A 22,192-nucleotide genomic window follows, 5' to 3' on the forward strand; every position below is an offset into this window, starting at 1 on the left:
TTATATCAATTTTATAGTAAATGCAACAAAAAGAATGGGTTAAGGAGTTAATTATGAAGGAAATTCTTCGTGAAATTGGAATGATAGCAAGGGCATTAGATTCTATAAGTAATATAGAATTTAAAGAATATGATCTTACAAAAGGGCAGTATTTGTACCTGGTGCGAATATGTGAAAACCCAGGAATCATTCAAGAAAAGTTAGCTGAGATGATAAAAGTAGATCGAACAACAGCAGCTCGTGCGATACAAAAACTTGAAATGAATGGCTTTATTGAAAAGAAAGAAGATCAACATAACAAAAAAATAAAAAAGCTCTTTCCAACAGAGAAAGGGAAAAATGTTTATCCTTTTATAAAAAGAGAAAATGATTATTCCAATAGCGTTGCATTAGAGGGATTTTCCGAAAGAGAAGTAGAAACCATTTTCAATCTTCTTCAAAGAGTAAGAAAAAATATAGAAAAAGACTGGGAATTTGTAAAAAAGGGAAACAAGAGAAATTATTGATTATATAAAGGAGCGACATATTTAAATGACTATAAATATTAAAAAGTGTACCCTTGAAGATTCACTCAAACTTCAAGAAATTAGTTATGAAACATTTAATGAGACATTTAAGCATCAGAATTCACCCGAAAATATGAATGCCTATTTGGAAAGGGCATTTAACTTAAAACAATTAGAAAAAGAATTATCCAATATTTCTTCGCAATTCTTTTTTGTTTATTTTAATAATGAAGTCGCTGGATATTTAAAGGTCAATACTAATGATGCTCAGTCTGAAGAAATGGGTGATGAATCACTTGAAATCGAGAGGATTTATATAAAGAACAAATTTCAAAAACATGGGATTGGTAAATATCTGCTAAATAAAGCTATGGAGATTGCGATGGAACGTAATAAAAAGAAAATCTGGCTAGGCGTATGGGGAAAAAATGAAAATGCTATTGCTTTTTATAAGAAAATGGGGTTTGTTCAAACTGGAGCCCACTCGTTTTATATGGGTGATGAAGAACAAACGGACTTAATAATGACCAAAACACTCATATAACTTTTTATGAAGGGCGGATTATTATGTATATTCCAAAATATTTTAAGGTCACAAAGGTTGATGAAATTTGGGATTTTGTTCAAAATAACTCTTTTGGCACGATTGTCACAACAGAACAAGGGAAACCAATTGCCACTCATTTGCCTTTGGGGTTAAATAAAAAAGGTGATGATTACTATATTACTGGGCATATGGCTTATGGAAATCCTCAGTGGAGAACATTTGAAACCTGTGAAGATGTGCTTGTTATGTTTCAGGGACCGAACGCTTACATTTCCTCTTCTTGGTATGGGCATGAAGAAGTTCCAACATGGAATTATCAAGCCGTCCATGTATATGGTAAAGCAAGCATTTTAGAGAAAGATGAATTAATAGAAGAATTAACAATAATGCTGGAAAAATATGAAGAAAATCGTAAAAATCCTGTTTTATGGGACAAACTTTCTCCTAAACTATTAGAAAATCAAATAAAAGGTATTGTTGGTTTTAAAATTAAAGTGGAAGAAATCCAGGCTGCATATAAATTAAGTCAGAACCGAAATGAAACGGATTATATTAACATCATAGATAAATTACAAAATGAAGGAAATTCAAATTCGAAACAAATGGCAGAACTGATGGAAAAGAGATTAAAAAATCACATATAGGCCCACTTTTATTCAACCCTTACCATTTCGAATCCATTAAATAAAAGCCCGAAATCATAGATTTCGGGCTTTACCCATCGGTAATTTGGGTCAGACTCTTCCTTCAAGTATTTGCTTTCGATACTGGACGGCTGTCAGTAATTTATAACCTCTAAGCTTTGGAATCATGTTATCGAGCAGCGCAACCGCCTCTTCCTTTTTCCCATCATAAACAGCTTGATCGATGTCTAACATGTTTAAAAAAAAGGTGTCTGTTATCTTCTCTTTATTTTGTTTGAATGCTTCTATGTCGCCTTCATTAATGGCGATATCCGACAAAACGTACCACTTTGTCTTATGTCCACCCATTTGTGTAAGAAGTTCTTTTGCCTTTCCGTATTGCTTCCGCTCCATCAAGAGCATCAATTCGGAGTTTCGTTTTGATTTTTTGGAACGGATTTTCCCCATCGCTTGTTCCGCTTCCGAGAGGTTCCCGTGAAGAAAATGGTAAAGGAATTGCAAATAAGGTGATTTTGATTTTTTTAAGTACGCCATCATCTTTTCGGCATCCTTACCAAATAAAAGCGGGTTTCGAAACATGATAAAAACAAGCACGGCAACCAATACGCCATACATGATCCAGATGGGAACCTGGAAAAATCCCATCAAAAAAGCAAACAGAACGACAAGCAGCAAAAACCAAATCATAGAACCCTCCGTTAACAAGTTATTTTCCTATTTTACCACACTATAATTCGTGGATTAATCAAATAAAGATATCCCCCATCCCTTTTGTTTTTATTAAAAAAATTTACCTAAAGGTATTTAAAATAATAAATTATTCCTATAATGAGGTGTTCGAAAAACTCCGTTTTACAGATGAATTTTTTGACAATTAAGAAGGGAGTTTGTTTTTTTTACTTTGCTAATGAAGGGAATTCAATGATACATGAAGTTGGGGTAAATAAGATGGAGGAACTTATAAATGTTAAATTATTTTTATAGTTGTTTGTAAACATCACCACGCCTACATTTAAGGTACGGTTACTATGAGAGATACCGCCTTGATAATTCAAAATATTGACAAAATTAAGAACGATTTTGTCGTATTAATCATCATATAATGAACGTAAAGAAGGGAGGGCAAAGATTCAAATAATTCATCAGAACTATGAAAGAAGGTGATGGAAATGTCACTCGCTCACTTTGATGATATTTATCAAATCTGTTGTGGAATGGAAGAGGAAGAAACATTAAGAAAGGAAAAGCTTGCGAATGAACGGTTAAAACTCATGAAAGATCTTATTCTGGATGACTTTCGATGGTGGGAAGAGGCAATTAGAGAGAGTTTAAACGAAGAAGAAAGAGAGGTATTTTATGTCTAAAAAGAATACTAGGTGATCATCCCCCGTTTGTTCAGAATCAAGGAATGATGGGGGATTATTTTTTTGTTGCTGAACCCAGTATGCTGAACGGACCGGGATGGCAATCCTCTATAATGAACAGACAATAAATGCTAATAACAAATGCAGTAAATGACATTAGACTTCATGTACAACTCGCATGAAAATAATTTCCTCAAGAATTGAAGAAATTAAAATACTTAATTTTAAGACCTTTGTTTTTGATAATCTAGATTTGAGCCACTTTTAAACGTTTTGATCACATAAAAAATGAGCCACATGATTCCCAATTCTATTAACCCCTCTTATGATAGGAAGTGACCAAACTTACTTCATTGAGAGAGGAAGAAAAGGATGATCGAAATGGCTCAATTTCATAATATCAAATTCTTAAAAGAGGTTGAAGGATTATCGCAAAGGCAAATTGCGACAAAGCTTGGAATTTCCCGTAACACCGTGAGTAAATACCTAAAAAATAATACAGCACCAACAATAGTTTTACGAAAATACGTGTATGGAACAAAGGAATATTCTCCAGAAACAAAACGGGTAATTCCAATCATTGATCAATGGTTAGAAGATGACCTAAAGAGCTGGAAAAAGCAAAAGCATACCGCTATCAAAATTTTCAAGAGATTACAAGATGAATATGATTTTAAAGGCTCTGCCTCAAACATTCGCAAAATCGTAGCCAAACGCAGGCAACAAATTCAGGAAGTATTTATACCGCTTGATTTTCAACTCGGCCACCAATTCCAATTCGACTGGGGAGAGGCGGATATTATTCTACAGGGTCGAACACAACGGGTTTATCTCTTCTGCGTCCAACTTTCCGCAAGTCGTATGCGGTTTGTGAGAGCATATCTTCATGCAAAACAGGAAGCATTCCTGGATGGCTTCGTTCATGCGTTTGAGTTCTTAGGAGGAGTTCCGACAGAAGGTCTACTTGATAATCTAAAAACAGCTGTAATAAAAATCCTTCAAGGCAGAGATCGGCTAGAACAAGAGGCTTTTATTGGTCTCCAGGCTCATTATGTATTTAAAGCTGAATTCTGTAATCCTGCAAGTGGAAACGAAAAAGGTCGTATCGAAGGCACTGTTGGATATGTAAGAAGGAATGCTTTGGTGCCTCTACCTGAGGTTCAATCTATTAATGAACTGAACGAGTATCTCCAAGATTGGTGTTTAAAGGAAGCTGGAAGGACTCACGTCCCTAATAAATCAGAGACTGTCCTAGAAATGTGGGAGAAAGAAAAAGAGAGTCTCCATCCTCTTCCTACTAATCGTTTTGAAGCTTGTAAACTTCTATCGTGCAAAGTAAATAAAACTTCCCTTATTACAGTGGAAACTAATCGTTATTCTGTACCCTGTAGCTATGCTGGTCAAGCTGTATGGGCAAAAATTTTTGTCGATCGAGTAATCGTAGTGGCTCAAAACCGTGTGATCGCAGAACACCCTCGTTCCTATGAACGCAATCAGGTGATTACGGTTCTTGATCATTATCTGGAAGTCTTGCTTAAAAAACCCCGGGCAATCCGGGACGCTCACGCATTCCAAACCACTGAAATCCCTGATGTATTTAAGCGATTCCATTTGAAAATGCGTGAGCAGGAAGGATCTGAAGGTGATAGGAAGTTCATTCGACTTCTCCTCCTCCATCGTGACATTGGTATGGAAAATTTAACAAAAGCCTTATTGGAAGCAGAGAAAACGCAAGATTTCCGATATGAGAAAGTCCATGAAATTATACAAAGGCTTACAAACCAAAACATACCAATCAGTACTCTTCCAACTGATAAAACACCAGTCAATCTTTTAGATTACAAAGTGAATAAATCCAGTATTGAACAGTACGGTCAATTAACAGGAGGCACTAGGAAATGACAACTGAACTACTTTTAGATCACCTTACTAAACAACTACGAATTCCGACTATTTCCGCACAATACCGTTCTCTCGCAAGAGAGGCTGAGAATCGTAACTTGAGTTATGAGGAATTTCTTTTGGCCTTATTAGAAGCAGAATCAGAGTCTAGAGAAGAAAATCAAAGACAAAGAAGGCTTAAACAAGCTGCTTTTCCTGTCAAAAAAACACTAGATAGCTATGATTTTAGTTTAATGCCAAGTCTGAACCGAAATCGTTTTCTGACTCTATCAAAGGGAGATTTTGTGGAGAAGAAGGAAAACATAATATTCTTAGGAAACAGCGGGACTGGAAAGTCGCATTTGGCTACGGGGATCGGAATTGAAATGATTAAAAATGCATATAAGGTTAAGTTTATCTCGGCTGCAGAACTAGTAGAAGAACTCCTTTTGGCTAATGAAGAACACAAGCTAGGTGCATTGGAAAAGAGATGGCTCAAATTTGATTTGATCATTATTGATGAGCTGGGCTACGTGCCGTTCACGAAAATTGGGTCAGAGCTCTTGTTCCAATTCTTTGCCGGTCGCTACGAACGAGCTAGCGTGATGATTACTACGAATCTGGAATTTACGGAATGGACCTCCATTTTTGGAGATGAAAAAATGACCGCAGCTCTACTAGACCGACTAACCCATAAAGCTCATATCCTCCTTCTTAATGGAGAATCGTATCGATTTAGACAAAGTATGAATCAAAGGGATGAGAGCGACCAATAGGCCGGGCGCGCGAGGAGTTTAGGGTATCTTGCCCCTCGAGGCAAGATACCCTAAACTCCAAGTCCTCCCCCAAATATGGAAATAACTCAGAATGAAGTGGCTCACTTTTGAAGTGATCACACTGGCTCAAATTAATATTGACAAATACAACCTTCTTTTTGATCAATGTTTTTTCCTGTCATTCCTTTATTTTCTACCTATAAAGAAACTTAAACGGAAGATTATGATTTTACACCGATAAAAATACAGCCAACTCCGATGAAAATCCAGACTATTTTGGTAAATGAAATATTCCCAGTCAATCCCAGAACACCAATTGTAGTCGTTAAGATGAGAATAATAGGGCCAACGAGTGCTAAAGAACTATTAACTAAAAGTGCCTTTTCAACTGAATTAAACTTAATCATGAGTATAGCTGCAAGTATTTCAATACTTCCTGAAAGTACTCTTATTAATGCCATTCCCAAAACGGCTATTTCAATAAAAATAAACATATTCTCCTCCTATGTAATACTGTTCATCACTCATCCGTATATGTTTACTATATGAATGGAGGGACAAGGACTTAACGAAATGCATATCCATGGGAACGTCAAAAAAGACAAGATGAAGCGTAACCCTAGAGTGCATAAATCCCTTGGTATCCCAAATATATACCAAACACGATTAATGAAACTGCGGAAACAATAGAGATAGCGATTAGACTCTTGTACATTTTATGAGGAATATTTAGACTCATGCCAAAAAACGAATAACGGCAACCAATACGCCATACATGAACTGAGGTATTATAAATTTTTCCCTTAAGAGTTTGTGGGCAATCTCTTACCATTAAAATCTTGTAACTGGAGAAAGCTATAATAAATCTCATAACCATACTGTAAAAAAAATAAATATCTTTAATTCGAGATATTTTACTTGATGATAATTTATTCAGAAGATATTATAGGTTACATAAAGTAACTAAATTTATTTATAGTTGCTTGGTATATAAATGTTTTATTAAAATGTTTAATTGAAAAATGGATAGGGGTGAAACAAATGATAGAAGTGACTGTGAAATTAAATTATAAAGGAAAATATTATTTAACGAATGTAATTGTTAAAAAGGACACACCTGAAGAACAAATTTTGAATTTCGCACAAGTGCAAATTAAGAAACAATGGTTAAATAAAAAATGAATCTCCAGATCTTTAAGTGAAAGGGGCAAATGGCCTTGAATGAAAAAAAAGAAGTCGGAGAAAAAGCTGTAGATTATGTGAAAGAAGGAATGGTAGTTGGACTTGGAACTGGCTCCACTGTATTTTATACCATTTCTAAGCTTGGGAAATTAGTTCAACAAGGATTTTCTATTAAAGGAATACCTACGTCTAAACAAACGGAAAAATTAGCTATAGATGTAGGAATCCCAATTGTTTCATTAAATGAAATTGATCATATTGATCTAGCCATAGATGGTGCGGATGAAGTGAATCGAGATTTAGACCTTATTAAAGGAGGAGGCGGAGCCCTTTTAAGAGAGAAAATAATCGCGAAAGCAGCTAAAACTTTTATTGTCGTTTCAGACTCCCATAAAAATGTAGAAACATTAGGAACTTTTCCACTGCCGATAGAAGTGGTCCCATTTGGATATGAGATGACCATGAAGTACATTCGAGAGCTTGGAGGCAATCCAAAGCTGCGGGAAAAGGATGGGAATCCTTTTCTTACCGATAACGGTAACTTTATTATAGACAGCAGTTTTCAAGAAATTAATCATCCAAAAGAATTAGAGGAAAATCTGAACCTTATACCTGGTGTGGTTGATAATGGATTATTTGTTGGGCTTGCTGATGCTGTTATTACCATTATTGATAACAAACTTGTAACGAAAGTCCGAAGATCGATATAAGGGAAAATAGATACAAACATGGGGGAATCATGATGGAATCAATGACCTTTGTCTTATTTGGAGCAACAGGGGATTTAGCAAAGTCAAAAGCTTTCCAGAAGCTAAATATTAATATCGACTCTCTTTCACTCCGAGAATTGTATACGATTATTGAAGAGAATCCTGGGCTATTAAGAAAACCATTAATCCTTGATGAAAAAAGATTACAAGTAGGGTTTAATGAAGAAGAGTTACGGTGTTTCTTGCCACGTAAAATGCGTGTATTCCAACTTGATGAAGTCCATAGCTTATTGAAGCAGCTCTATAAAGTCCGTGATTCGGCTGGGGTTATTGTAGAAAAACAGTTATAGATTAAATTATAAACATGTATTGACAATATCTCGAATTCAAGATATATTAATTAAAGATATTTAACTAGGAGGTGTGAATATGGAAAGGAAATGTACTAACCATCCATTTTTGCTACTAATGCAAACCTCAAAGGGCATTCAGGAACGAATAAGAGACGAAATGTCCAAAAATAATCTTAGTATTACCGAGTTTTCTGTTTTAGAGGTACTTTTCTACAAAGGGAAACAAACCATTCAGCAGATTGGAAATAGAATCTTGATCTCTAGCGGTTCGATGACGTATGTTATTGATAAACTAGAACAAAAAGGAATCATAAAAAGGAATAACTGTAAAGAAGATCGGCGGGTTATTCATGTAACCTTGACAGCTGAAGGAATGGAAATAATGGAAAACATCATGCCGAAGTATCAAGACATGGTTAATTCTATTTTTGAAGATTTAACAGAAGATGAGTCCGAGTTGATGGTCCATTGTTTAAAGAAAGTTAGAAACAGAGTGGAATAATATATTTTTTAAATTAATATCTCGAAGTCGAGATAAGTGAAAATAGGAGGTAATAAAATGATGAGTATTGGATTATTAATTATAAGGGTAGTCGTGGGTGTGTCATTCATGGCTCACGGTGCACAGAAATTATTTGGCTGGTTTGGCGGTTACGGCTTAAAGGGAACAGGAGGCTGGATGGAGTCGCTAGGTATGAAACCAGGTGTAATGATGGCCCTCATGGCAGGATTAGCAGAATTAATTGGGGGATTATTGTTTACATTAGGACTTCTTACTCCCCTTGCAGGAATCATGATTGCAGCTACAATGGTAATGGCAATTGTAAAGGTTCATGCTTCTAATGGTTATTGGGCAACACAAAATGGATACGAATATAATTTGACGTTGATAGCGGTTGTAATTGGTTTAGCATTAATTGGACCTGGAAAATATGCATTGGATGCTTTTTTATTCTAAAATATCTCGAATTAGAGAATCCCGATTTTTAATAGTATCAATAATTTAATTATTGAATAGACATCATAATTTTAAAAGGAGTGTTTCAAAATGAGTAAGAAAACAATGGGTATTCATCATATCACTGCAATTGTAGGACATCCACAGGAGAATGTTGATTTTTATGCAGGTGTTTTAGGATTACGCCTAGTGAAACAAACGGTAAACTTTGATGATCCTGGCACGTATCACCTTTATTTCGGTGATGAAGGAGGAAAACCAGGAACAATCATCACATTTTTCCCTTGGGCAGGGGCTCATCAAGGAACCATTGGTGATGGTCAAGTAGGAGTTACTTCATATGTTGTTCCTAAAGGTGCATTGAACTTTTGGGAAAACAGATTAGAAAAGTTCAAAGTCTCTTTTACTAAAATGGAAAGATTCGGTGAGGAATATTTGGAATTTGATGATCCACATGGCCTTCACCTTGAAATTGTTGAAAGAGAAGAAGGAGAAGTTAATAATTGGAACTTTAGCGGGGTAACTCCAGAGGTTGCCATCAAAGGGTTTGGCGGAGCTACTCTATTATCAGCACAGCCCAATAAAACGGCAGATTTGTTAGAAAATGTTATGGGACTTGAATTCGTAGGTAAAGAAGGAGATTTCGCCCGTTATCGTTCTTCAGCTGATATCGGAAATGTCATTGACCTGAAATTAACTCCGATTGGACGCGGAAGAATGGGTGTGGGGACCGTACATCACATCGCTTGGCGGGCTAGTGATGACCAGGATCAATTGGAATGGCAAAAGTATGTTGCAGGAAATGGATATGGCGTAACTCCAGTACAAGATCGAAACTATTTTAATGCCATTTATTTCAGAGAACACGGAGAAATCTTATTTGAAATTGCAACAGATCCTCCAGGCTTCTCTCATGATGAGTCACAAGAAACCATGGGAGAAAAATTGATGTTGCCTGCACAGTATGAACCCAAAAGAGAACAAATTGAACGCAGATTACTTCCATTTGAAGTAAGAGAACTAGACTGATTATACGAAAAGGAATGATTTCTTTGATTTCAATTGATCCAGCCTTAATGTCTGAAAGAGAAAATTATAAGTTTCTAATAGGAAGCATCATACCTAGACCGATTGCTTTCGTGACAACCATTTCAAAAGATGGCGTTTTAAATGGTGCGCCATTTAGTTATTTTAATATCGTCTCATCCAATCCGCCGATGATTTCATTATCTATTCAACGTTCAGCGGGGAGTCAAAAGGATACAGCGAGAAACATCATCAACTCCAAGCAATTTGTGGTCCATATTGTTGACGAACATAATGTTGAAAAAATAAATAAGACGGCTGCAAGTCTTCCTTCTGATCAAAGTGAAGTTAAGTTAGCAAACTTGACTTCAGTGGATAGTGTAAAAATTTCGGTACCAGGTGTGAAGGAAGCAAAAATTCGAATGGAATGTTCATTAGAGCATTCCTTAGAATTGGGAAGTTCTGATCGTCCTGGATGTGATTTTATTATAGGAAGAGTGGTTCAATTTCATATTGAAGATGAAATTTATGAAAATGGAAGAATTGATGCTAGAGGTTTAGCTGCGGTAAGTCGATTAGCAGGGAATAATTACGCCAAAATCGGTGAGATTTTTGAAATAGAAAGGCCTAAATAACTTCTTAAAATCCCATTTATGAAGTGGAGAGTAAAAAATGCAGAAAACAGCAGGCATTCATCATATATCAGCGATGGTAAACGATGCACAAAGGAATATTGACTTTTATGCAGGTGTACTTGGGTTAAGGCTTGTTAAAAAAACAATCAATTTTGATCGTCCAGAAGTGTATCATCTTTATTTTGGGAATGAAACAGGAGAACCAGGCACAGTAATTACGTTTTTCCCATGGGCAAAACAGCTAAAAGGTCGAATTGGTAAGGTCAGGTTGGAGTCACTAGCTACATTATTCCAACAGGTACAATAAAATTCTGGGAGAAGCGTTTCAAACAATTCGGAATTGTATTTACTTCAGCCAATCGCTTTGGTGAGAAATATTTGAAATTTAACGATCCAGACGGACTCTTGCTTGAACTGATAGAAAGAGATGAAGGTCCAATAAATACTAGGAACTTTGGGGGAATTCAAGCTGAGAATGCGATAAGAGGGTTTGGCGGCGCTGTTCTGTTTTCTGCACAGCCACATAAAACGACGGAAGTGCTGGAAAATACTTTAGGAATGGAATGTATTGGGCAGGAAAATGAATTCCTAAGATTTAAATCTGAAGGACATTTTGGAAATACGATTGATATTCAGTTAAACCCATCAGTCAGGGGACTGATGGGAGCAGGAACAGTTCATCATATAGCATGGAGAGCAAAGGATGAAGAGGATTTACTCAGATGGAGATCTCTTCTTCAAGACAAAGGATACTATCCAACAGAAATTCGAGATCGAAACTATTTCAAAGCAGTGTATTTTCATGAAGAAGGGGGTATCCTCTTCGAAATAGCTACCGACCCACCAGGCTTTTCAGTGGATGAACCAGTCGCTGACCTAGGGGAAAAACTTATGTTGCCATCTTGGCTAGAGTCAAAAAGAGAAGAATTAGAAGAAACCTTACCGCCTGTAGAGGTTCGAGTTCTGGAGGGAGATAAATAATGAAACATATATTCAATAAGGGGCAAAATCAAACAAAACTCACGTTGTTATTGCTTCATGGTACAGGAGGCAATGAATTAGACCTGCTGCCACTTGCAGGAATGATTGATGATGAGGCAAATGTACTAAGCGTTCGTGGGAATGTAATAGAAAATGGAATGCCTCGATTTTTTCGCAGATTAGCAGAAGGGGTATTTGATGAGGAAGATCTTATTTTTCGAACAAAAGAGTTAAACGAGTTTCTAGATGAGGCCTCCGAAAAGTATGATTTTGATCGAGATAATATTCTTGCGATAGGTTACTCAAATGGAGCTAATATTGCTGCGAGTTTATTATTTCACCATCAAAATGCTTTAAAGGGTGCGATTCTTCATCATCCCATGGTGCCGCGAAAAGGAATCGAACTACCTGATTTAACAGGGAAATCAGTATTTATTGCAGCTGGTACCAATGATCCAATCTGCTCGCCATTAGAATCTGCTGAATTACAATCTTTATTAGAAAAGGCAAATGCGAATGTAGAAATTCAATGGGAGAATAGAGGTCATCAATTAACCTCTCAAGAAGTTGAAGCCGCAGCGCAATGGTATCGAAAAGTTATAAACAAATAATTATTTTACGGAGGAGAAAAGAATGTTGGCAAAAAACGAAATAGGAGCACTTATTTTACGGGTAACATTAGGGGCATTATTCTTAATTCATGGAATAGTAAAGTTTCAAGGTGGAATTGAGAATATTGTAGGATGGTTTGAAAGTATTGGATTACCAGGATTTATGGCATATGGAGTTGCTTTGTTTGAAATCATTGGAGGTATCGCATTAATCATTGGACTAGCAACTAGACTTGTATCCACTTTGTTAGGACTATTAATGATTGGGGCAATACTAAAAGTAAAACTTTCTGTTGGTTTATTAGGAAATGGACAAATGGCGGGATATGAGTTGGATTTAGCATTTTTAGCAATGGCAGTTTATCTTGCAATCAATGGAAGCAAGCTATTATCAGTTAGTGACTTGATTTTTCAAAAGGATTCAATTGAGTTAAAAAAAGCTGCTTAATATTGAATGATAATTTTAAAAGAAAGCTAATCGGAACCTTTCGATTAGTTTTTTAATTACATAGAAAATACTTTTATACTCGAAGGAATAGTAAATACTACATAAAGAAATAATAGGTAGGAAATTATTTTTACTCTGCTTTATTTGATGGGGTTTTACAGAACATTGTAAGGCGGGAGCATATCAAATTTTGATTCATATCGGAGGATGTTTTTATGGAAAAGAAACTGTTGAATTTACTTACTGTTTTGTGTGTGGTTTCCTTCCCATTTTTATTTAAAGGATCTAAAATGCGAGAAAATCTTGTTATTTTTTTCTCAAAAGGAGTTATTGCAACTCTAATTGATGCTTTTGTGGTTGGTACCAAAAGACTAGAATATCCAGTTCGTCCTTTTCCAAAAATTTTTAAGACAAACATCATTTATGACCTATTGTTTTTCCCGCTTTTAAGTGTTTTATGGGTGAAACTGACTAATAACGATCATTTAGGCAAAATACTTTTGAAAAGTTTACTTTTTAGTGTTCCCATGAGTATCGGTCAATGGTACTTTGAAAAGAATTCCCAATTATTTAAATGGAAAAAATGGACCGCCTTTCATACTTTTGCAAGTGTAAATTTTACTTTATTTATTATAAGAGGTTTAGTTGGGTTTTTAAAAAATTAGATAAGGTAAAGAGTGCATGAATCTCCCCATCGCTAAAGCGAGGGGTTTCATAAAGAATACCGTTTAAGTGGCATTGTCTTTATGTGGGTGACCACAAAACCCACTAATACATCAGGTCTTTAGAGAAGACCTTCAGCTTTGCTTTAATCAAAGCCTATTTGATTCACGTTAGAAAACGTGTCATAGCTCTTAATTGGCTTGAACATTTTACGCGGCAGAGCTCTTATATATGCCACAACCTTCTATGTTCAGTTATCAAAGAACAGGTGTTCGTGTTAATGACTATTATATTTCAAATTGATTGAAAGGTCAAGTGATAGGCTTATATCCCCATGCCTGAAGTCAGGGGTATTACGCGCAGCATGATAAGTTTATAGAAAGCTAATCCAAAGGTGAATAGAAGAAATGTGGGAGAATGAAATGACTAGTCTAATTTTAGATAATCCGAAAATTGGGGAAGAAGCATTTGAACTAATCTGGGAGAATACCAATGATGCAATTTTTTAATTGGACAGGATGGAGCTATTCTACAGGCAAATCCAACTTTTACAGATTTACTAGGCTGGTCAATCGAGGAACTGAAAGGACTGACCCTGCCGCCATCTTTGCATAATATGACGAAAGAACAACATGATGCATTTTTAAATAAATTAAGAGACGGAGAAAATGTTAATTATAGTCTTACAAAAGAAGATGCAAAGATGGGGAAATCCTGGATATCCGAGCAACCTACCGCGCCATTAACAAGGGTGAGATTCTTGCTGTAGGTATGTATAAAGACTTTACAGAACAAATGGAAATACAGAGGAAACTTGAAGAAAGTGAAGTTTGTTATCGGAAACTTGTTGAATTCTTACCTGACGCTGTTATTGTTCAAAATAAACATCATATTGTCCTTGTAAATCCTGCAGGTGTAAAGATTCTAGGTCAAGAATGTTCTAAGGACATGATTGGCAGATCATATGGGAGCTTATTGATTCGGAAAATAAAGTATCGAGGACAAATTTTTAGAAATGATTGAAAAAAATAATGAAGCTAAACCGGAGCCGATTGAAGAAAGATTGATTCGATGGGACAATAAGGAGTTTTATGCGGATATTACGGCTATTCCCATGGTTTTTAACGGAGAACCGGTCATGCAAATTCTAATTAAGGATATAACGGATAGAAAAATGATTGAGTCAGAGTTGGAAAATTTGGCCATCTACGATTCTCTTACAGGGCTTAGAAATAGACGAAGCTTTCACGATTTGCTGGAATTATCGATTGAGACTGCAAATAAAAAGGTAGAACAGTTTGCCTTATTGTATATGGATTTGGACAAGTTCAAAGAAGTAAATGATACATTAGGGCATGAAATTGGTGATGATCTGAAACAGTTCTCTAATAGATTAATAAATAATGTAAGGGGAAATAGTGTCATAGGCCGTATTGGCGGTGATGAATTTTTAATCCTGTTAAAAGACATTAAGCATTCTCAAAACGTTGCAAAAATTGCACGGAGGCTGTATAAAGCACTTCAACAGCCTTATCAAATTAAGGGGCATTATATTAAAACAACAGCGAGTATTGGAATCTCCATTTACCCTAAGGATGGAACGAGAGGCGAAACATTAATAAAATTTGCAGACCAAGCTTTATATTCAGCTAAAGAAACGAGAAACCAACTTAAATTTTTTAGTTTGAATAAAAAAAGTCAGCATTTTCAAATTTAATGAATTTATCAGTTCGGAGAAGCTTTTTTTGACAATTAAATTTATTTCGAATACAATTATCTCGAATTAAAAATAATAATTAATGGTTAAGGATGATATAAAATGACCAAAATTGGTATTTTACTTGGATCTCTACGGAAAGATTCTTTTTCTAAAAAAATTGCCGCTAATGTTGCAACTTTATTTCCTGAGGGTTATAAAGCAGAAATTATCGAAATTGGAAATCTGCCTTTATATAATCAGGACTATGATGATGAAAACAATGTACCGGAAGCGTATACTACTTTCCGTAATACAATTCAAGAGATGGACGCTATTTTATTTGTAACTCCTGAATATAACCGTTCTGTACCAGCTGTAATAAAGAATTCACTAGATGTAGGATCCCGTCCATATGGAGCAAGCGTATGGAACGGCAAACCGGCAGCCATTATCAGCCAATCTCCTGGTAACTTGAGTGGATTTGGTGCAAACCACCATTTACGACAATCTCTTGTTTTCTTAAATATGCCAATAGTTCAACAGCCGGAAGCTTATATTGGCAATGTTTCAGCTTTATTTGATGAAAACGGCAAAATTAAAGATGAAGGAACGGTCCAATTTTTCCAATCATTCGTCAGTGTGTTTGTTGATTTGATTAAAAAATATCAAGCATAAGGAAATTCTAGGAAAGAAAGAGTTGGAGCATATAGCAGAAGAACTCCTGTTATATATTCCAACTTTTTGTTTTGAATGAAAGAAATAAAGCTCGATATTCATGACTAAGAAATTCAGATAAGGAGTGACAGAATTGATTCAAGTTTATCCTGCAGGTACACGATACACAGTAAAAAATGAATGGCTGGAGAGTAATTTAAGTTTTTCTTTTGGTGAGTATTATGACACTTCCAATATCCGATTTGGTCCACTGCGTGTCTTTAACGACGACACCGTCCAAGGTGGTTGCGGCTTTGGAATTCATCCTCATCGGGAAGCGGAAATTGTTTCTATCGTATTAAAGGGGCAGCTAAAACATGAAGACAACTTGGGGAACTCTGGAATTATCAGCTATGGAAATATACAGCGAATAAGTGCTGGAACGGGAGTGCTCCATTCTGAATTCAATGCTTCCAATGATGAAGAAGTCCGATTTTTACAGCTATGGTTTTCACCAAATGAAAAAAAGTTAACTCCATCCTATGAAGATATCTCATATGATGTTGAACAATTACAAAATAACTTATTACCTGTAATATCCCATACTGTCTCCGAGCGGGTGGCAGGAATCCATCAAGATTTAACCCTTTATTTATCAAAGTTGGATGGAAATAGGACATTGAACTTTCAACAGGAAGAAGGCAGGAAGATTTACATCTTTACTATAGAAGGAGAAATTTCAATTAATAAGGATTCCATTTTACAATCCCAGGATGCGGAACGGATCACAGACATCCATGAAATTACGATTCAGGCAAATCAAGATTGTTTCTTTTTATTAATTGATTTACCTGGGGGTGAATTTTAATGTTAATGATTCGTCACTCTATAGGCAGCCGATTGCTGTGTCAAACTACTAATTACCGTATTGAAAAGCAAGACGATCGTTGGCTGATCTCCTTATTTGTTGATGAAGAAACTGCTTCGACAGTTTTAGATTTTAAGGATGAGTTAAATATATTTGAAGCAAAGGAAAACGAAAAGACTTGGTATTACTCATCTGATTCACAAATTAATTTTCAACCTAATGAAAAACAATTGGTGATCCTTGCTGATCATAAAAAAGTCTATCCGACTCAATGATTAACTTTATTAAGTTGAGTAAATATAAAAAGTCTGATGGGAATTATTACAAGATCCTCAATTTTTATTAGAAAGAAAGGATGTCTACAATGACAAACAATTTATATGAAAAAGGAAATTTAAAAAATCTTAGTAAACTTATAGAATTAGCACCAGAACAGCTTGAAGCTTTTACGGATTTTAATACAGCGGTCATGACAAATGGTGCACTGAGTAAAAAGGAAAAAGAAATCATAGCGGTTGCAATTGCACATGTAACGGAATGCCCTTATTGTATTGATTCACATACACGACGTGCAAAAGCTGAAGGAGCATTACTTGAAGAATTAGTAGAAGCGGTCTTTGTTGTAGCAGGAGTAGAAGCAGGTGGGGTAGTAACCCATAGTACTCATATACATAATGCGATGGATGCAGAAGCAGAGGATTCACTTTATAGACGTTCAAATCTAAAAAACCTTGGTCAATTAAATAAATTTGCTCCTGAAGGCTTTAAAGGTTATTCTACGTTTAGTAGAACAGCAATGAAGAATGGCAAATTGAGTGGAAAGTTTAAAGAGATTATTGCTGTGGCAGTTGCTCATGCTACGCAATGCCCATATTGTATAGATGTCCATACGAAAAATGCCATGAAGCTTGGATGCACAAATGAAGAGCTTGCAGAAGCAGTAATGGTTACTTCAGCATTACTTGCAGGAGGAGCTTATGCACATATCGCTAATTTGATACAAAGCTATGGTGATTAACAAAAAGGTATGATAAAAAAAGCGGACTCTCATTCCTGATTAATGGAAGGTGGAGTCGGCTTTTTTTCCTTTTTCCTATTGAGGTCCTTTTTCTGTGGCCTCCATTTTGGATGGGGGTTTTCTTGAACAATATTCATTAAGATGAATAGGTCAGCATTCGGGAATGAAAATTAAAGTGCTCTAAAAATTTTTTTGTGTTAATAGAAAAATGATTATTCTCCGAGCGTACCCAGCCTACACCTATCTTTTCCTGTTCGTAATTTATGATTTCGATAGGAACGATTTCGCCGCTTAATACATAAGGATCATTTTTGTTAGAAAAGTCTGGCCCGAAACTAATTCCTAATCCCTCTAAAATCGCTTTTCTAATTACTTCTGTATTATCAGAGGTAAATAAAATATTCATTGGCCCAAATTTACTAATTAAATCATTTGCAAATCGTTTCACAAAATCCCCATTATATAAAATAACGTTTTGAGTCACCAATTGTTCAGAAGTTATAAATTTTTGTGACGCTAAAGGAGAGGATTTGCTGACGTACACTTTCATCTTTCCTTCAAGTATTACTTCAAATATTAAATCTTCTCTTTTATTTATTAAATCTTCGTAGATCGTGATTAAGCCAATGTCAATCTGGTTATTTTCAACATGCTCAATAATATGCTGAGTTCCTTTTTCTGAAACTTCTATATTTACATTTGGATAAGCGTTCTTAAAAGAAGCTAAAGGTTCTAACAGGAACAACATAAAGCCAGGGATCGATGAAAGCTTTAAATTTCCCGAAGTCACTGTGTTGAAAGATTGGGCCTCCTCTTTAAATTCTTGAAGTCTGACTAATACCTCGTATGCCTTTTTAATTAAGGTTTTGCCTTCATTCGTTGGTACGGCGCCAAGTCGTCGGTGGCGTTTAAATAGTTTAACGCCCAACTCATCTTCTAATCTAGTAATCGATTGACTGATTCCCGATTGAGAAACATGTAGCTTTTCTGCTGCTATAGAAATAGATCCTGTTTCCGCAACCTTTACAATGTATTCCAATTGTTCGATATGCATAGTTTTCTCCCTATAAATATAGAAGTATTGCTTCTATATACTTCATTAATGGTTGATTTATTTAAGTGTAAATTATATATATAATAAATTCAAGCAATTAATAATTTTCTTAAAATACTTTAAAAAGAGGGGGAATTGAAACAAATTTGAATGAGAATTTAAAGAACAGTGCAGCAAGATTTCCTGATCATACCGCTTACACATTTCTGAATCAAAGTGCAACGTATGCGGAACTTGATAAATTAGTAGATTGTACTGCATCCGGATTATCTGCCGCAGGCATCAGAAAAGGGGATAGAGTCGCTTTAATGCTTGGAAATTGTCCTGAATTTGTAATTGCTTACTATGGGATTCTTCGGGCTGGTGGTGTAATTGTTCCAATTAATCCAACCTACACTTCAGGAGAAATTTCTTATATTTTATCAAATAGCCATGCGAAAGCTGTGATTACTCATTCTTCTTTAGATTCAACAATATCTCCATTGAGGGAACAATTAGAGCACTTGACGATGGTCATCTATACAGATTCGATCAAGTCTGAATGGACATGGGAGAGTCTCTTACAAGAAGAAAATGATAATTTTGTAAGCCCTTCCATCGATGAGGATGATCTGGCAGTCATTCTCTATACTTCCGGAACAACGGGAAAGCCGAAGGGCGCAATGCTATCCCATCGAAATATGGCATCCAATGTTGCTTCGATGTCCCAGCTTGCTGAGTTCACTGAAGAAGATCGTATCATTGCGGTTCTTCCCGTGTTCCATGTGTTTTGTATTGCGACTTGTATCAACATGCCTATTGCCTGCGGGGGGACAATTGTCATTGTTCCGAAATTTAGTCCTTCTGAAGTGATAAACACGATTAGAAGAGAGCAAGCGACATTGTTTGCTGGGGTTCCAACCATGTTTAGCTTCATGCATCAGTTGCCGGAGACAACAGCAGAAGATTTAACTTCAATTCGCGCTTGTTTTTCAGGTGGTTCCGCGCTTCCGGTTGAACTGCTCCATAGATTTGAAGAGAAGTATAATGTACCCATTTTAGAAGGCTATGGCCTTTCTGAAACTGCCCCCACGACAGCCTTCAACCCATTACGGGGGACACGCAAACCTGGTTCTGTTGGCATAGATATACCTGGGGTAAAGAATAAAGTGGTAGATCCGGATGGAATGGAAGTTCCAAGAGGAGAAATTGGAGAATTGATAGTAAAAGGTCCGAATGTGATGATGGGGTATTTAGGAATGCCGGAAGCTACATTTTCAGCCTTGAAAGATGGATGGTTTTATACAGGTGATTTGGCCCGAATGGATGAAGAAGGGTACATATATATCGTAGACCGTAAAAAAGATATGATTCTCGTTGGCGGGTACAACGTTTATCCAAGAGAAGTGGAAGAAGTATTATATCAACACCCGGCCATTGTGGAAGCAGCTGTAATAGGGATTACGGATAATGAATATGGAGAGACTGTAAAGGCTTTCGTTGTATCTAACGATGAAAGTATAACGATCGATGACATCTTACATTTCTGCCAAGACAAGCTTGCAAAGTACAAGCTTCCAAAACAAGTGGAATTTATGAAGGAATTACCTAAGAACAGTACAGGTAAAATATTGAGAAGAGCTTTGCGGATTGAACAAGTGGAAGTTAAGTAGTTTGATATAGAACTTTTCTTGAAAATGTTGATTTTTGAACCAAGTTGATTGGAGCGGAAGGCGCGAGACTCCTGCGGGAGTACGGGACAGGGGAGACACCAGAGGCGCGCAACTCGCCTAGGAGGCTCCCCGAACAGCCCGCGGAAAGCGAAGTGCCTGGAGCGGAAATCAACTGGCAACTTTAACACGGCAAACGAGCAAATAATAAGGAGGAATTTCGATGAAAGCAGCGTTACAAGTTTTGGAATTTCCACTCTATATAAACGGGGAATGGAAGCCTGCATTAAGCGGAGAAACGTTTGAGGTAGTAAACCCTGCAACTGGTGAAGTCGCGGCAAAGGTAGCGAAAGCCGGGATCGAAGATGTGGAGGAGGCCGTTTCCTCTGCACGACAGGCTTTTGATTCGGGAGTATGGTCGGAAAAAACTCCACAAGAACGTGCTCACGTACTTGTCCAATTTGGAAACAAGATTATTGAACACGCCGAAGAATTGGGTTACTTAGAGTCGATTAGTTCGGGGGCGACAGTTCGACGAATTTCAAACCTAGACATCCTATCCATTGTAGATCTCTTACAACAAACAGCAAAATTTACTGTAGAGTATCCGTATGTTGAGTCTCTTCCTACTGTACCATTTCCTGGACCAAGCAATAACCAAGTCTGGCGAGAGCCGCTTGGGGTTGTAGCAGCTGTGACTGCTTGGAACTTTCCAATGATTTTAGCTATGTGGAAAATTGCTCCTGCGCTTGCTATGGGGAACTCGATCGTAGTCAAACCAGCATCCAATACGCCGTTATCTACCTTGAAATTAGCGGAATTGGCTGTTGAAGCAGGAATACCAGCAGGTGTATTCAATGTTGTATCTGGCCCTGGTGCCAGCATTGGAGAAGCTCTTGTCACGCATTCAAGTGTGGACAAAGTGGCTTTTACCGGTTCTACAGAAGTAGGCAGCCGCATTATGCAGCAGGCATCTAAAACGGTGAAACGCGTCACGCTTGAGTTAGGCGGGAAATCACCTGCAATCGTATTGCCGGATGCTGACATGAGCATTACCATTCCGGGTATTTTATTCGGATTCTTGAGCCACTCTGGGCAAGTTTGTGAATCCGGTACGCGTGTATTAGTACATGATTCCATGTTTGACCAAGTCATTGAACAACTAGCTGAGCTTGCAAGCACGATTACAATTGGAAACCCATTAGATATCGCAACGGGAATGGGACCGATGGTATCACAGCAACAATTGGAAACTGTACTTTCTTATATTGAATCCGGTATTCAAGAAGGGGCGCGATTGGTCTGTGGAGGAAAGCGTAGAATTGTAGAAGGCTTTGAAAATGGCTATTATATTGAGCCTACCATTTTTGCCGATGTTCAAAATGATATGAAGATTGCTAGAGAAGAAATCTTCGGTCCTGTTCTTTCAGTCATCCGTTACTCCACAGTTGAGGAGGCAATTGAAATTGCGAATGACACGATTTATGGATTAGCAGGTGGAGTTTGGACAAAGGATGTAAATAAAGGAATGAAAATAGCCCGTGAATTAAAGGCTGGAACGATCTGGATCAATGATTGGCATATGCTCCGAAGTGATGCACCATTTGGGGGATACAAGCAAAGCGGTTTCGGAAGAGAATTAGGCCGCCATTCACTGGACGAATATTCGCAGCTAAAGCATGTTCACTGTTCACTCGTACCAGAAGTAAGCCAAAGACCTTGGTACCAAATATTATTGGGATAAAACAGATTCATTTATTAATACAAGGCTATGTTAAAGTTTAATGTTGATTTTGGGCACCCTGTTGACTGGAACGAAAGGCGCGAAGACTCCTCGAAAATGCTATCGCATTTCCTTCGTGCGTGGGTAAATTCAAGGAAGCAAATTCAATGTCCTGCGGGAGGCTCCCGGGACCGCCCGCGAACCGCACGCGCCTGAAATGGAAGTCAACAGGCAAGTTTAGC

27 protein-coding genes and 2 pseudogenes are annotated in these 22,192 nt (G+C 36.9%); 26 read left to right on the forward strand and 3 right to left on the reverse strand.

Translation table 11 applies throughout. The features are described from left to right. Positions 1-53 precede the first annotated feature (53 nt). From CCK98_RS10960 to CCK98_RS10970, 3 genes are read left to right on the forward strand one after another with little or no spacing between them, the layout of a single operon-like run. Entirely contained in the window at positions 54-506 is a 453-nt protein-coding gene (locus tag CCK98_RS10960; RefSeq protein WP_088086607.1) for a MarR family winged helix-turn-helix transcriptional regulator, read from the forward strand. A 25-nt stretch (positions 507-531) separates the two neighbouring features. Beyond that, positions 532-1,050 (forward strand): GNAT family N-acetyltransferase, encoded by a 519-nt coding sequence (locus tag CCK98_RS10965; protein ID WP_088086608.1) that lies wholly within the window; start codon positions 532-534, stop codon positions 1,048-1,050. A 23-nt stretch (positions 1,051-1,073) separates the two neighbouring features. Continuing rightward, positions 1,074-1,697 carry an FMN-binding negative transcriptional regulator gene (locus CCK98_RS10970; protein WP_088086609.1) on the forward strand — a complete coding sequence of 208 codons (624 nt, stop codon included), beginning with the start codon at positions 1,074-1,076 and terminating at the stop codon, positions 1,695-1,697. Between the two features lie 90 nt (positions 1,698-1,787). Here CCK98_RS10970 and CCK98_RS10975 read toward each other — a convergent pair whose 3' ends face one another. Next, the gene (locus tag CCK98_RS10975; protein ID WP_088086610.1) at positions 1,788-2,384 is read right to left on the reverse strand and encodes a hypothetical protein; all 597 of its coding nucleotides are present in this window, start codon (positions 2,382-2,384) and stop codon (positions 1,788-1,790) included. A 482-nt stretch (positions 2,385-2,866) separates the two neighbouring features. On the opposite strand from CCK98_RS10975, the gene CCK98_RS10980 reads away from it, so the two are divergent. From CCK98_RS10980 to istB, 3 genes are all read left to right on the forward strand, one after another. Continuing rightward, the gene (locus CCK98_RS10980) at positions 2,867-3,061 is read left to right on the forward strand and encodes a hypothetical protein (protein ID WP_256942313.1); all 195 of its coding nucleotides are present in this window, start codon (positions 2,867-2,869) and stop codon (positions 3,059-3,061) included. Positions 3,062-3,442: 381 nt separating this feature from the next. Then, entirely contained in the window at positions 3,443-4,963 is a 1,521-nt protein-coding gene (istA, locus tag CCK98_RS10985; RefSeq protein WP_256942314.1) for an IS21 family transposase, read from the forward strand. After that, positions 4,960-5,718, forward strand: a complete 759-nt coding sequence (istB, locus tag CCK98_RS10990) for an IS21-like element helper ATPase IstB (protein WP_088086613.1) — start codon at positions 4,960-4,962, stop codon at positions 5,716-5,718. Before istA ends, istB begins: the two co-directional genes overlap by 4 nt. A 221-nt stretch (positions 5,719-5,939) precedes the next feature. On the opposite strand, the gene CCK98_RS10995 is transcribed toward istB, so the two are convergent. Further along, positions 5,940-6,212 (reverse strand): YqhV family protein, encoded by a 273-nt coding sequence (locus tag CCK98_RS10995; RefSeq protein ID WP_088086614.1) that lies wholly within the window; start codon positions 6,210-6,212, stop codon positions 5,940-5,942. A gap of 547 nt (positions 6,213-6,759) precedes the next feature. On the opposite strand from CCK98_RS10995, the gene CCK98_RS11000 reads away from it, so the two are divergent. The 18 genes and pseudogenes from CCK98_RS11000 (at position 6,760) to CCK98_RS11085 (ending at position 17,524) form a co-directional block, all read left to right on the forward strand. After that, positions 6,760-6,900: a BA3454 family stress response protein gene (locus tag CCK98_RS11000; protein WP_088086615.1), complete on the forward strand. Its 141-nt coding sequence runs from the start codon at positions 6,760-6,762 to the stop codon at positions 6,898-6,900. A gap of 35 nt (positions 6,901-6,935) precedes the next feature. Then, complete coding sequence (gene rpiA, locus CCK98_RS11005; RefSeq protein ID WP_179195761.1) at positions 6,936-7,610, forward strand: ribose-5-phosphate isomerase RpiA; 675 nt, start codon at positions 6,936-6,938, stop codon at positions 7,608-7,610. Between the two features lie 80 nt (positions 7,611-7,690). Then, positions 7,691-7,960 (forward strand): annotated as a pseudogene (locus CCK98_RS11010) (ArsC/Spx/MgsR family protein); the annotation flags it as partial. Between the two features lie 79 nt (positions 7,961-8,039). Then, positions 8,040-8,465, forward strand: a complete 426-nt coding sequence (locus CCK98_RS11015; protein ID WP_088086618.1) for a MarR family winged helix-turn-helix transcriptional regulator — start codon at positions 8,040-8,042, stop codon at positions 8,463-8,465. A gap of 57 nt (positions 8,466-8,522) precedes the next feature. Further along, a complete protein-coding gene (locus CCK98_RS11020) occupies positions 8,523-8,921 on the forward strand; it encodes a DoxX family protein (RefSeq protein WP_088086619.1) in 399 nt (132 codons plus the stop codon). A gap of 90 nt (positions 8,922-9,011) precedes the next feature. Next, on the forward strand, positions 9,012-9,950 hold the full coding sequence (locus CCK98_RS11025; protein ID WP_088086620.1) for a ring-cleaving dioxygenase: 939 nt from the start codon (positions 9,012-9,014) through the stop codon (positions 9,948-9,950). Positions 9,951-9,973: 23 nt separating this feature from the next. Continuing rightward, positions 9,974-10,582, forward strand: coding sequence for a flavin reductase family protein (locus CCK98_RS11030; RefSeq protein ID WP_088086621.1), 609 nt, complete (start codon positions 9,974-9,976; stop codon positions 10,580-10,582). 37 nt (positions 10,583-10,619) lie between these two features. Next, positions 10,620-11,563: pseudogene (locus CCK98_RS11035) on the forward strand (ring-cleaving dioxygenase). Then, the gene (locus CCK98_RS11040; protein WP_306298986.1) at positions 11,560-12,174 is read left to right on the forward strand and encodes an alpha/beta hydrolase; all 615 of its coding nucleotides are present in this window, start codon (positions 11,560-11,562) and stop codon (positions 12,172-12,174) included. The pseudogene CCK98_RS11035 and the gene CCK98_RS11040 overlap by 4 nt, the downstream one beginning before the upstream one ends. A 22-nt stretch (positions 12,175-12,196) precedes the next feature. Then, positions 12,197-12,622, forward strand: a complete 426-nt coding sequence (locus CCK98_RS11045) for a DoxX family protein (RefSeq protein ID WP_088086623.1) — start codon at positions 12,197-12,199, stop codon at positions 12,620-12,622. Positions 12,623-12,837: 215 nt separating this feature from the next. Continuing rightward, the gene (locus CCK98_RS11050; protein ID WP_088086624.1) at positions 12,838-13,287 is read left to right on the forward strand and encodes a CBO0543 family protein; all 450 of its coding nucleotides are present in this window, start codon (positions 12,838-12,840) and stop codon (positions 13,285-13,287) included. Between the two features lie 524 nt (positions 13,288-13,811). After that, positions 13,812-14,054: a PAS domain S-box protein gene (locus CCK98_RS37030; RefSeq protein WP_373408528.1), complete on the forward strand. Its 243-nt coding sequence runs from the start codon at positions 13,812-13,814 to the stop codon at positions 14,052-14,054. Between the two features lie 2 nt (positions 14,055-14,056). Next, on the forward strand, positions 14,057-14,308 hold the full coding sequence (locus CCK98_RS11060; protein WP_088086626.1) for a PAS domain-containing protein: 252 nt from the start codon (positions 14,057-14,059) through the stop codon (positions 14,306-14,308). After that, the gene (locus CCK98_RS11065; RefSeq protein ID WP_088086627.1) at positions 14,301-15,002 is read left to right on the forward strand and encodes a sensor domain-containing diguanylate cyclase; all 702 of its coding nucleotides are present in this window, start codon (positions 14,301-14,303) and stop codon (positions 15,000-15,002) included. The genes CCK98_RS11060 and CCK98_RS11065 overlap by 8 nt, the downstream gene beginning before the upstream one ends. A 102-nt stretch (positions 15,003-15,104) precedes the next feature. Further along, positions 15,105-15,659: an NADPH-dependent FMN reductase gene (locus tag CCK98_RS11070; RefSeq protein ID WP_088086628.1), complete on the forward strand. Its 555-nt coding sequence runs from the start codon at positions 15,105-15,107 to the stop codon at positions 15,657-15,659. A 133-nt stretch (positions 15,660-15,792) separates the two neighbouring features. After that, positions 15,793-16,506, forward strand: coding sequence for a pirin family protein (locus CCK98_RS11075; protein ID WP_088086629.1), 714 nt, complete (start codon positions 15,793-15,795; stop codon positions 16,504-16,506). Next, on the forward strand, positions 16,506-16,781 hold the full coding sequence (locus CCK98_RS11080; protein ID WP_088086630.1) for a hypothetical protein: 276 nt from the start codon (positions 16,506-16,508) through the stop codon (positions 16,779-16,781). Before CCK98_RS11075 ends, CCK98_RS11080 begins: the two co-directional genes overlap by 1 nt. Positions 16,782-16,870: 89 nt before the next feature. Continuing rightward, positions 16,871-17,524, forward strand: a complete 654-nt coding sequence (locus tag CCK98_RS11085; RefSeq protein WP_088086631.1) for a carboxymuconolactone decarboxylase family protein — start codon at positions 16,871-16,873, stop codon at positions 17,522-17,524. Between the two features lie 136 nt (positions 17,525-17,660). Here CCK98_RS11085 and CCK98_RS11090 read toward each other — a convergent pair whose 3' ends face one another. After that, a complete protein-coding gene (locus CCK98_RS11090) occupies positions 17,661-18,578 on the reverse strand; it encodes a LysR family transcriptional regulator (protein WP_088086632.1) in 918 nt (305 codons plus the stop codon). Positions 18,579-18,712: 134 nt separating this feature from the next. Between CCK98_RS11090 and CCK98_RS11095 the strand changes: the two genes are divergently transcribed. Then, a complete protein-coding gene (locus tag CCK98_RS11095) occupies positions 18,713-20,230 on the forward strand; it encodes a long-chain-fatty-acid--CoA ligase (protein WP_088086633.1) in 1,518 nt (505 codons plus the stop codon). A 220-nt stretch (positions 20,231-20,450) separates the two neighbouring features. Continuing rightward, on the forward strand, positions 20,451-21,971 hold the full coding sequence (locus CCK98_RS11100) for an aldehyde dehydrogenase (protein WP_088086634.1): 1,521 nt from the start codon (positions 20,451-20,453) through the stop codon (positions 21,969-21,971). The last annotated feature ends 221 nt before the right edge of the window (positions 21,972-22,192 follow it).

The sequence above is a fragment of the Bacillus sp. OV166 genome, assembly GCF_900177675.1.
Lineage (GTDB): Bacteria > Bacillota > Bacilli > Bacillales > Cytobacillaceae > Neobacillus.

Bases quoted from the DNA above. Each gene is read 5' to 3' on its own strand.
- CCK98_RS11100 (WP_088086634.1), top strand. From the start codon at position 20,451: ATGAAAGCAGCGTTACAAGTTTTGGAATTTCCACTCTATATAAACGGG.
- CCK98_RS11060 (WP_088086626.1), top strand. From the start codon at position 14,057: ATGTATAAAGACTTTACAGAACAAATGGAAATACAGAGGAAACTTGAA.
- istB (WP_088086613.1), top strand. From the start codon at position 4,960: ATGACAACTGAACTACTTTTAGATCACCTTACTAAACAACTACGAATT.
- CCK98_RS11080 (WP_088086630.1), top strand. From the start codon at position 16,506: ATGTTAATGATTCGTCACTCTATAGGCAGCCGATTGCTGTGTCAAACT.
- CCK98_RS10965 (WP_088086608.1), top strand. From the start codon at position 532: ATGACTATAAATATTAAAAAGTGTACCCTTGAAGATTCACTCAAACTT.
- CCK98_RS11020 (WP_088086619.1), top strand. From the start codon at position 8,523: ATGATGAGTATTGGATTATTAATTATAAGGGTAGTCGTGGGTGTGTCA.
- CCK98_RS10980 (WP_256942313.1), top strand. From the start codon at position 2,867: ATGTCACTCGCTCACTTTGATGATATTTATCAAATCTGTTGTGGAATG.
- CCK98_RS10960 (WP_088086607.1), top strand. From the start codon at position 54: ATGAAGGAAATTCTTCGTGAAATTGGAATGATAGCAAGGGCATTAGAT.
- CCK98_RS10970 (WP_088086609.1), top strand. From the start codon at position 1,074: ATGTATATTCCAAAATATTTTAAGGTCACAAAGGTTGATGAAATTTGG.
- CCK98_RS11000 (WP_088086615.1), top strand. From the start codon at position 6,760: ATGATAGAAGTGACTGTGAAATTAAATTATAAAGGAAAATATTATTTA.
- CCK98_RS11085 (WP_088086631.1), top strand. From the start codon at position 16,871: ATGACAAACAATTTATATGAAAAAGGAAATTTAAAAAATCTTAGTAAA.
- CCK98_RS11070 (WP_088086628.1), top strand. From the start codon at position 15,105: ATGACCAAAATTGGTATTTTACTTGGATCTCTACGGAAAGATTCTTTT.
- CCK98_RS10995 (WP_088086614.1), bottom strand. From the start codon at position 6,212: ATGTTTATTTTTATTGAAATAGCCGTTTTGGGAATGGCATTAATAAGA.
- CCK98_RS11045 (WP_088086623.1), top strand. From the start codon at position 12,197: ATGTTGGCAAAAAACGAAATAGGAGCACTTATTTTACGGGTAACATTA.
- CCK98_RS10975 (WP_088086610.1), bottom strand. From the start codon at position 2,384: ATGATTTGGTTTTTGCTGCTTGTCGTTCTGTTTGCTTTTTTGATGGGA.
- CCK98_RS11025 (WP_088086620.1), top strand. From the start codon at position 9,012: ATGAGTAAGAAAACAATGGGTATTCATCATATCACTGCAATTGTAGGA.
- CCK98_RS11065 (WP_088086627.1), top strand. From the start codon at position 14,301: ATGATTGAAAAAAATAATGAAGCTAAACCGGAGCCGATTGAAGAAAGA.
- CCK98_RS11050 (WP_088086624.1), top strand. From the start codon at position 12,838: ATGGAAAAGAAACTGTTGAATTTACTTACTGTTTTGTGTGTGGTTTCC.
- istA (WP_256942314.1), top strand. From the start codon at position 3,443: ATGGCTCAATTTCATAATATCAAATTCTTAAAAGAGGTTGAAGGATTA.
- CCK98_RS11015 (WP_088086618.1), top strand. From the start codon at position 8,040: ATGGAAAGGAAATGTACTAACCATCCATTTTTGCTACTAATGCAAACC.
- CCK98_RS11090 (WP_088086632.1), bottom strand. From the start codon at position 18,578: ATGCATATCGAACAATTGGAATACATTGTAAAGGTTGCGGAAACAGGA.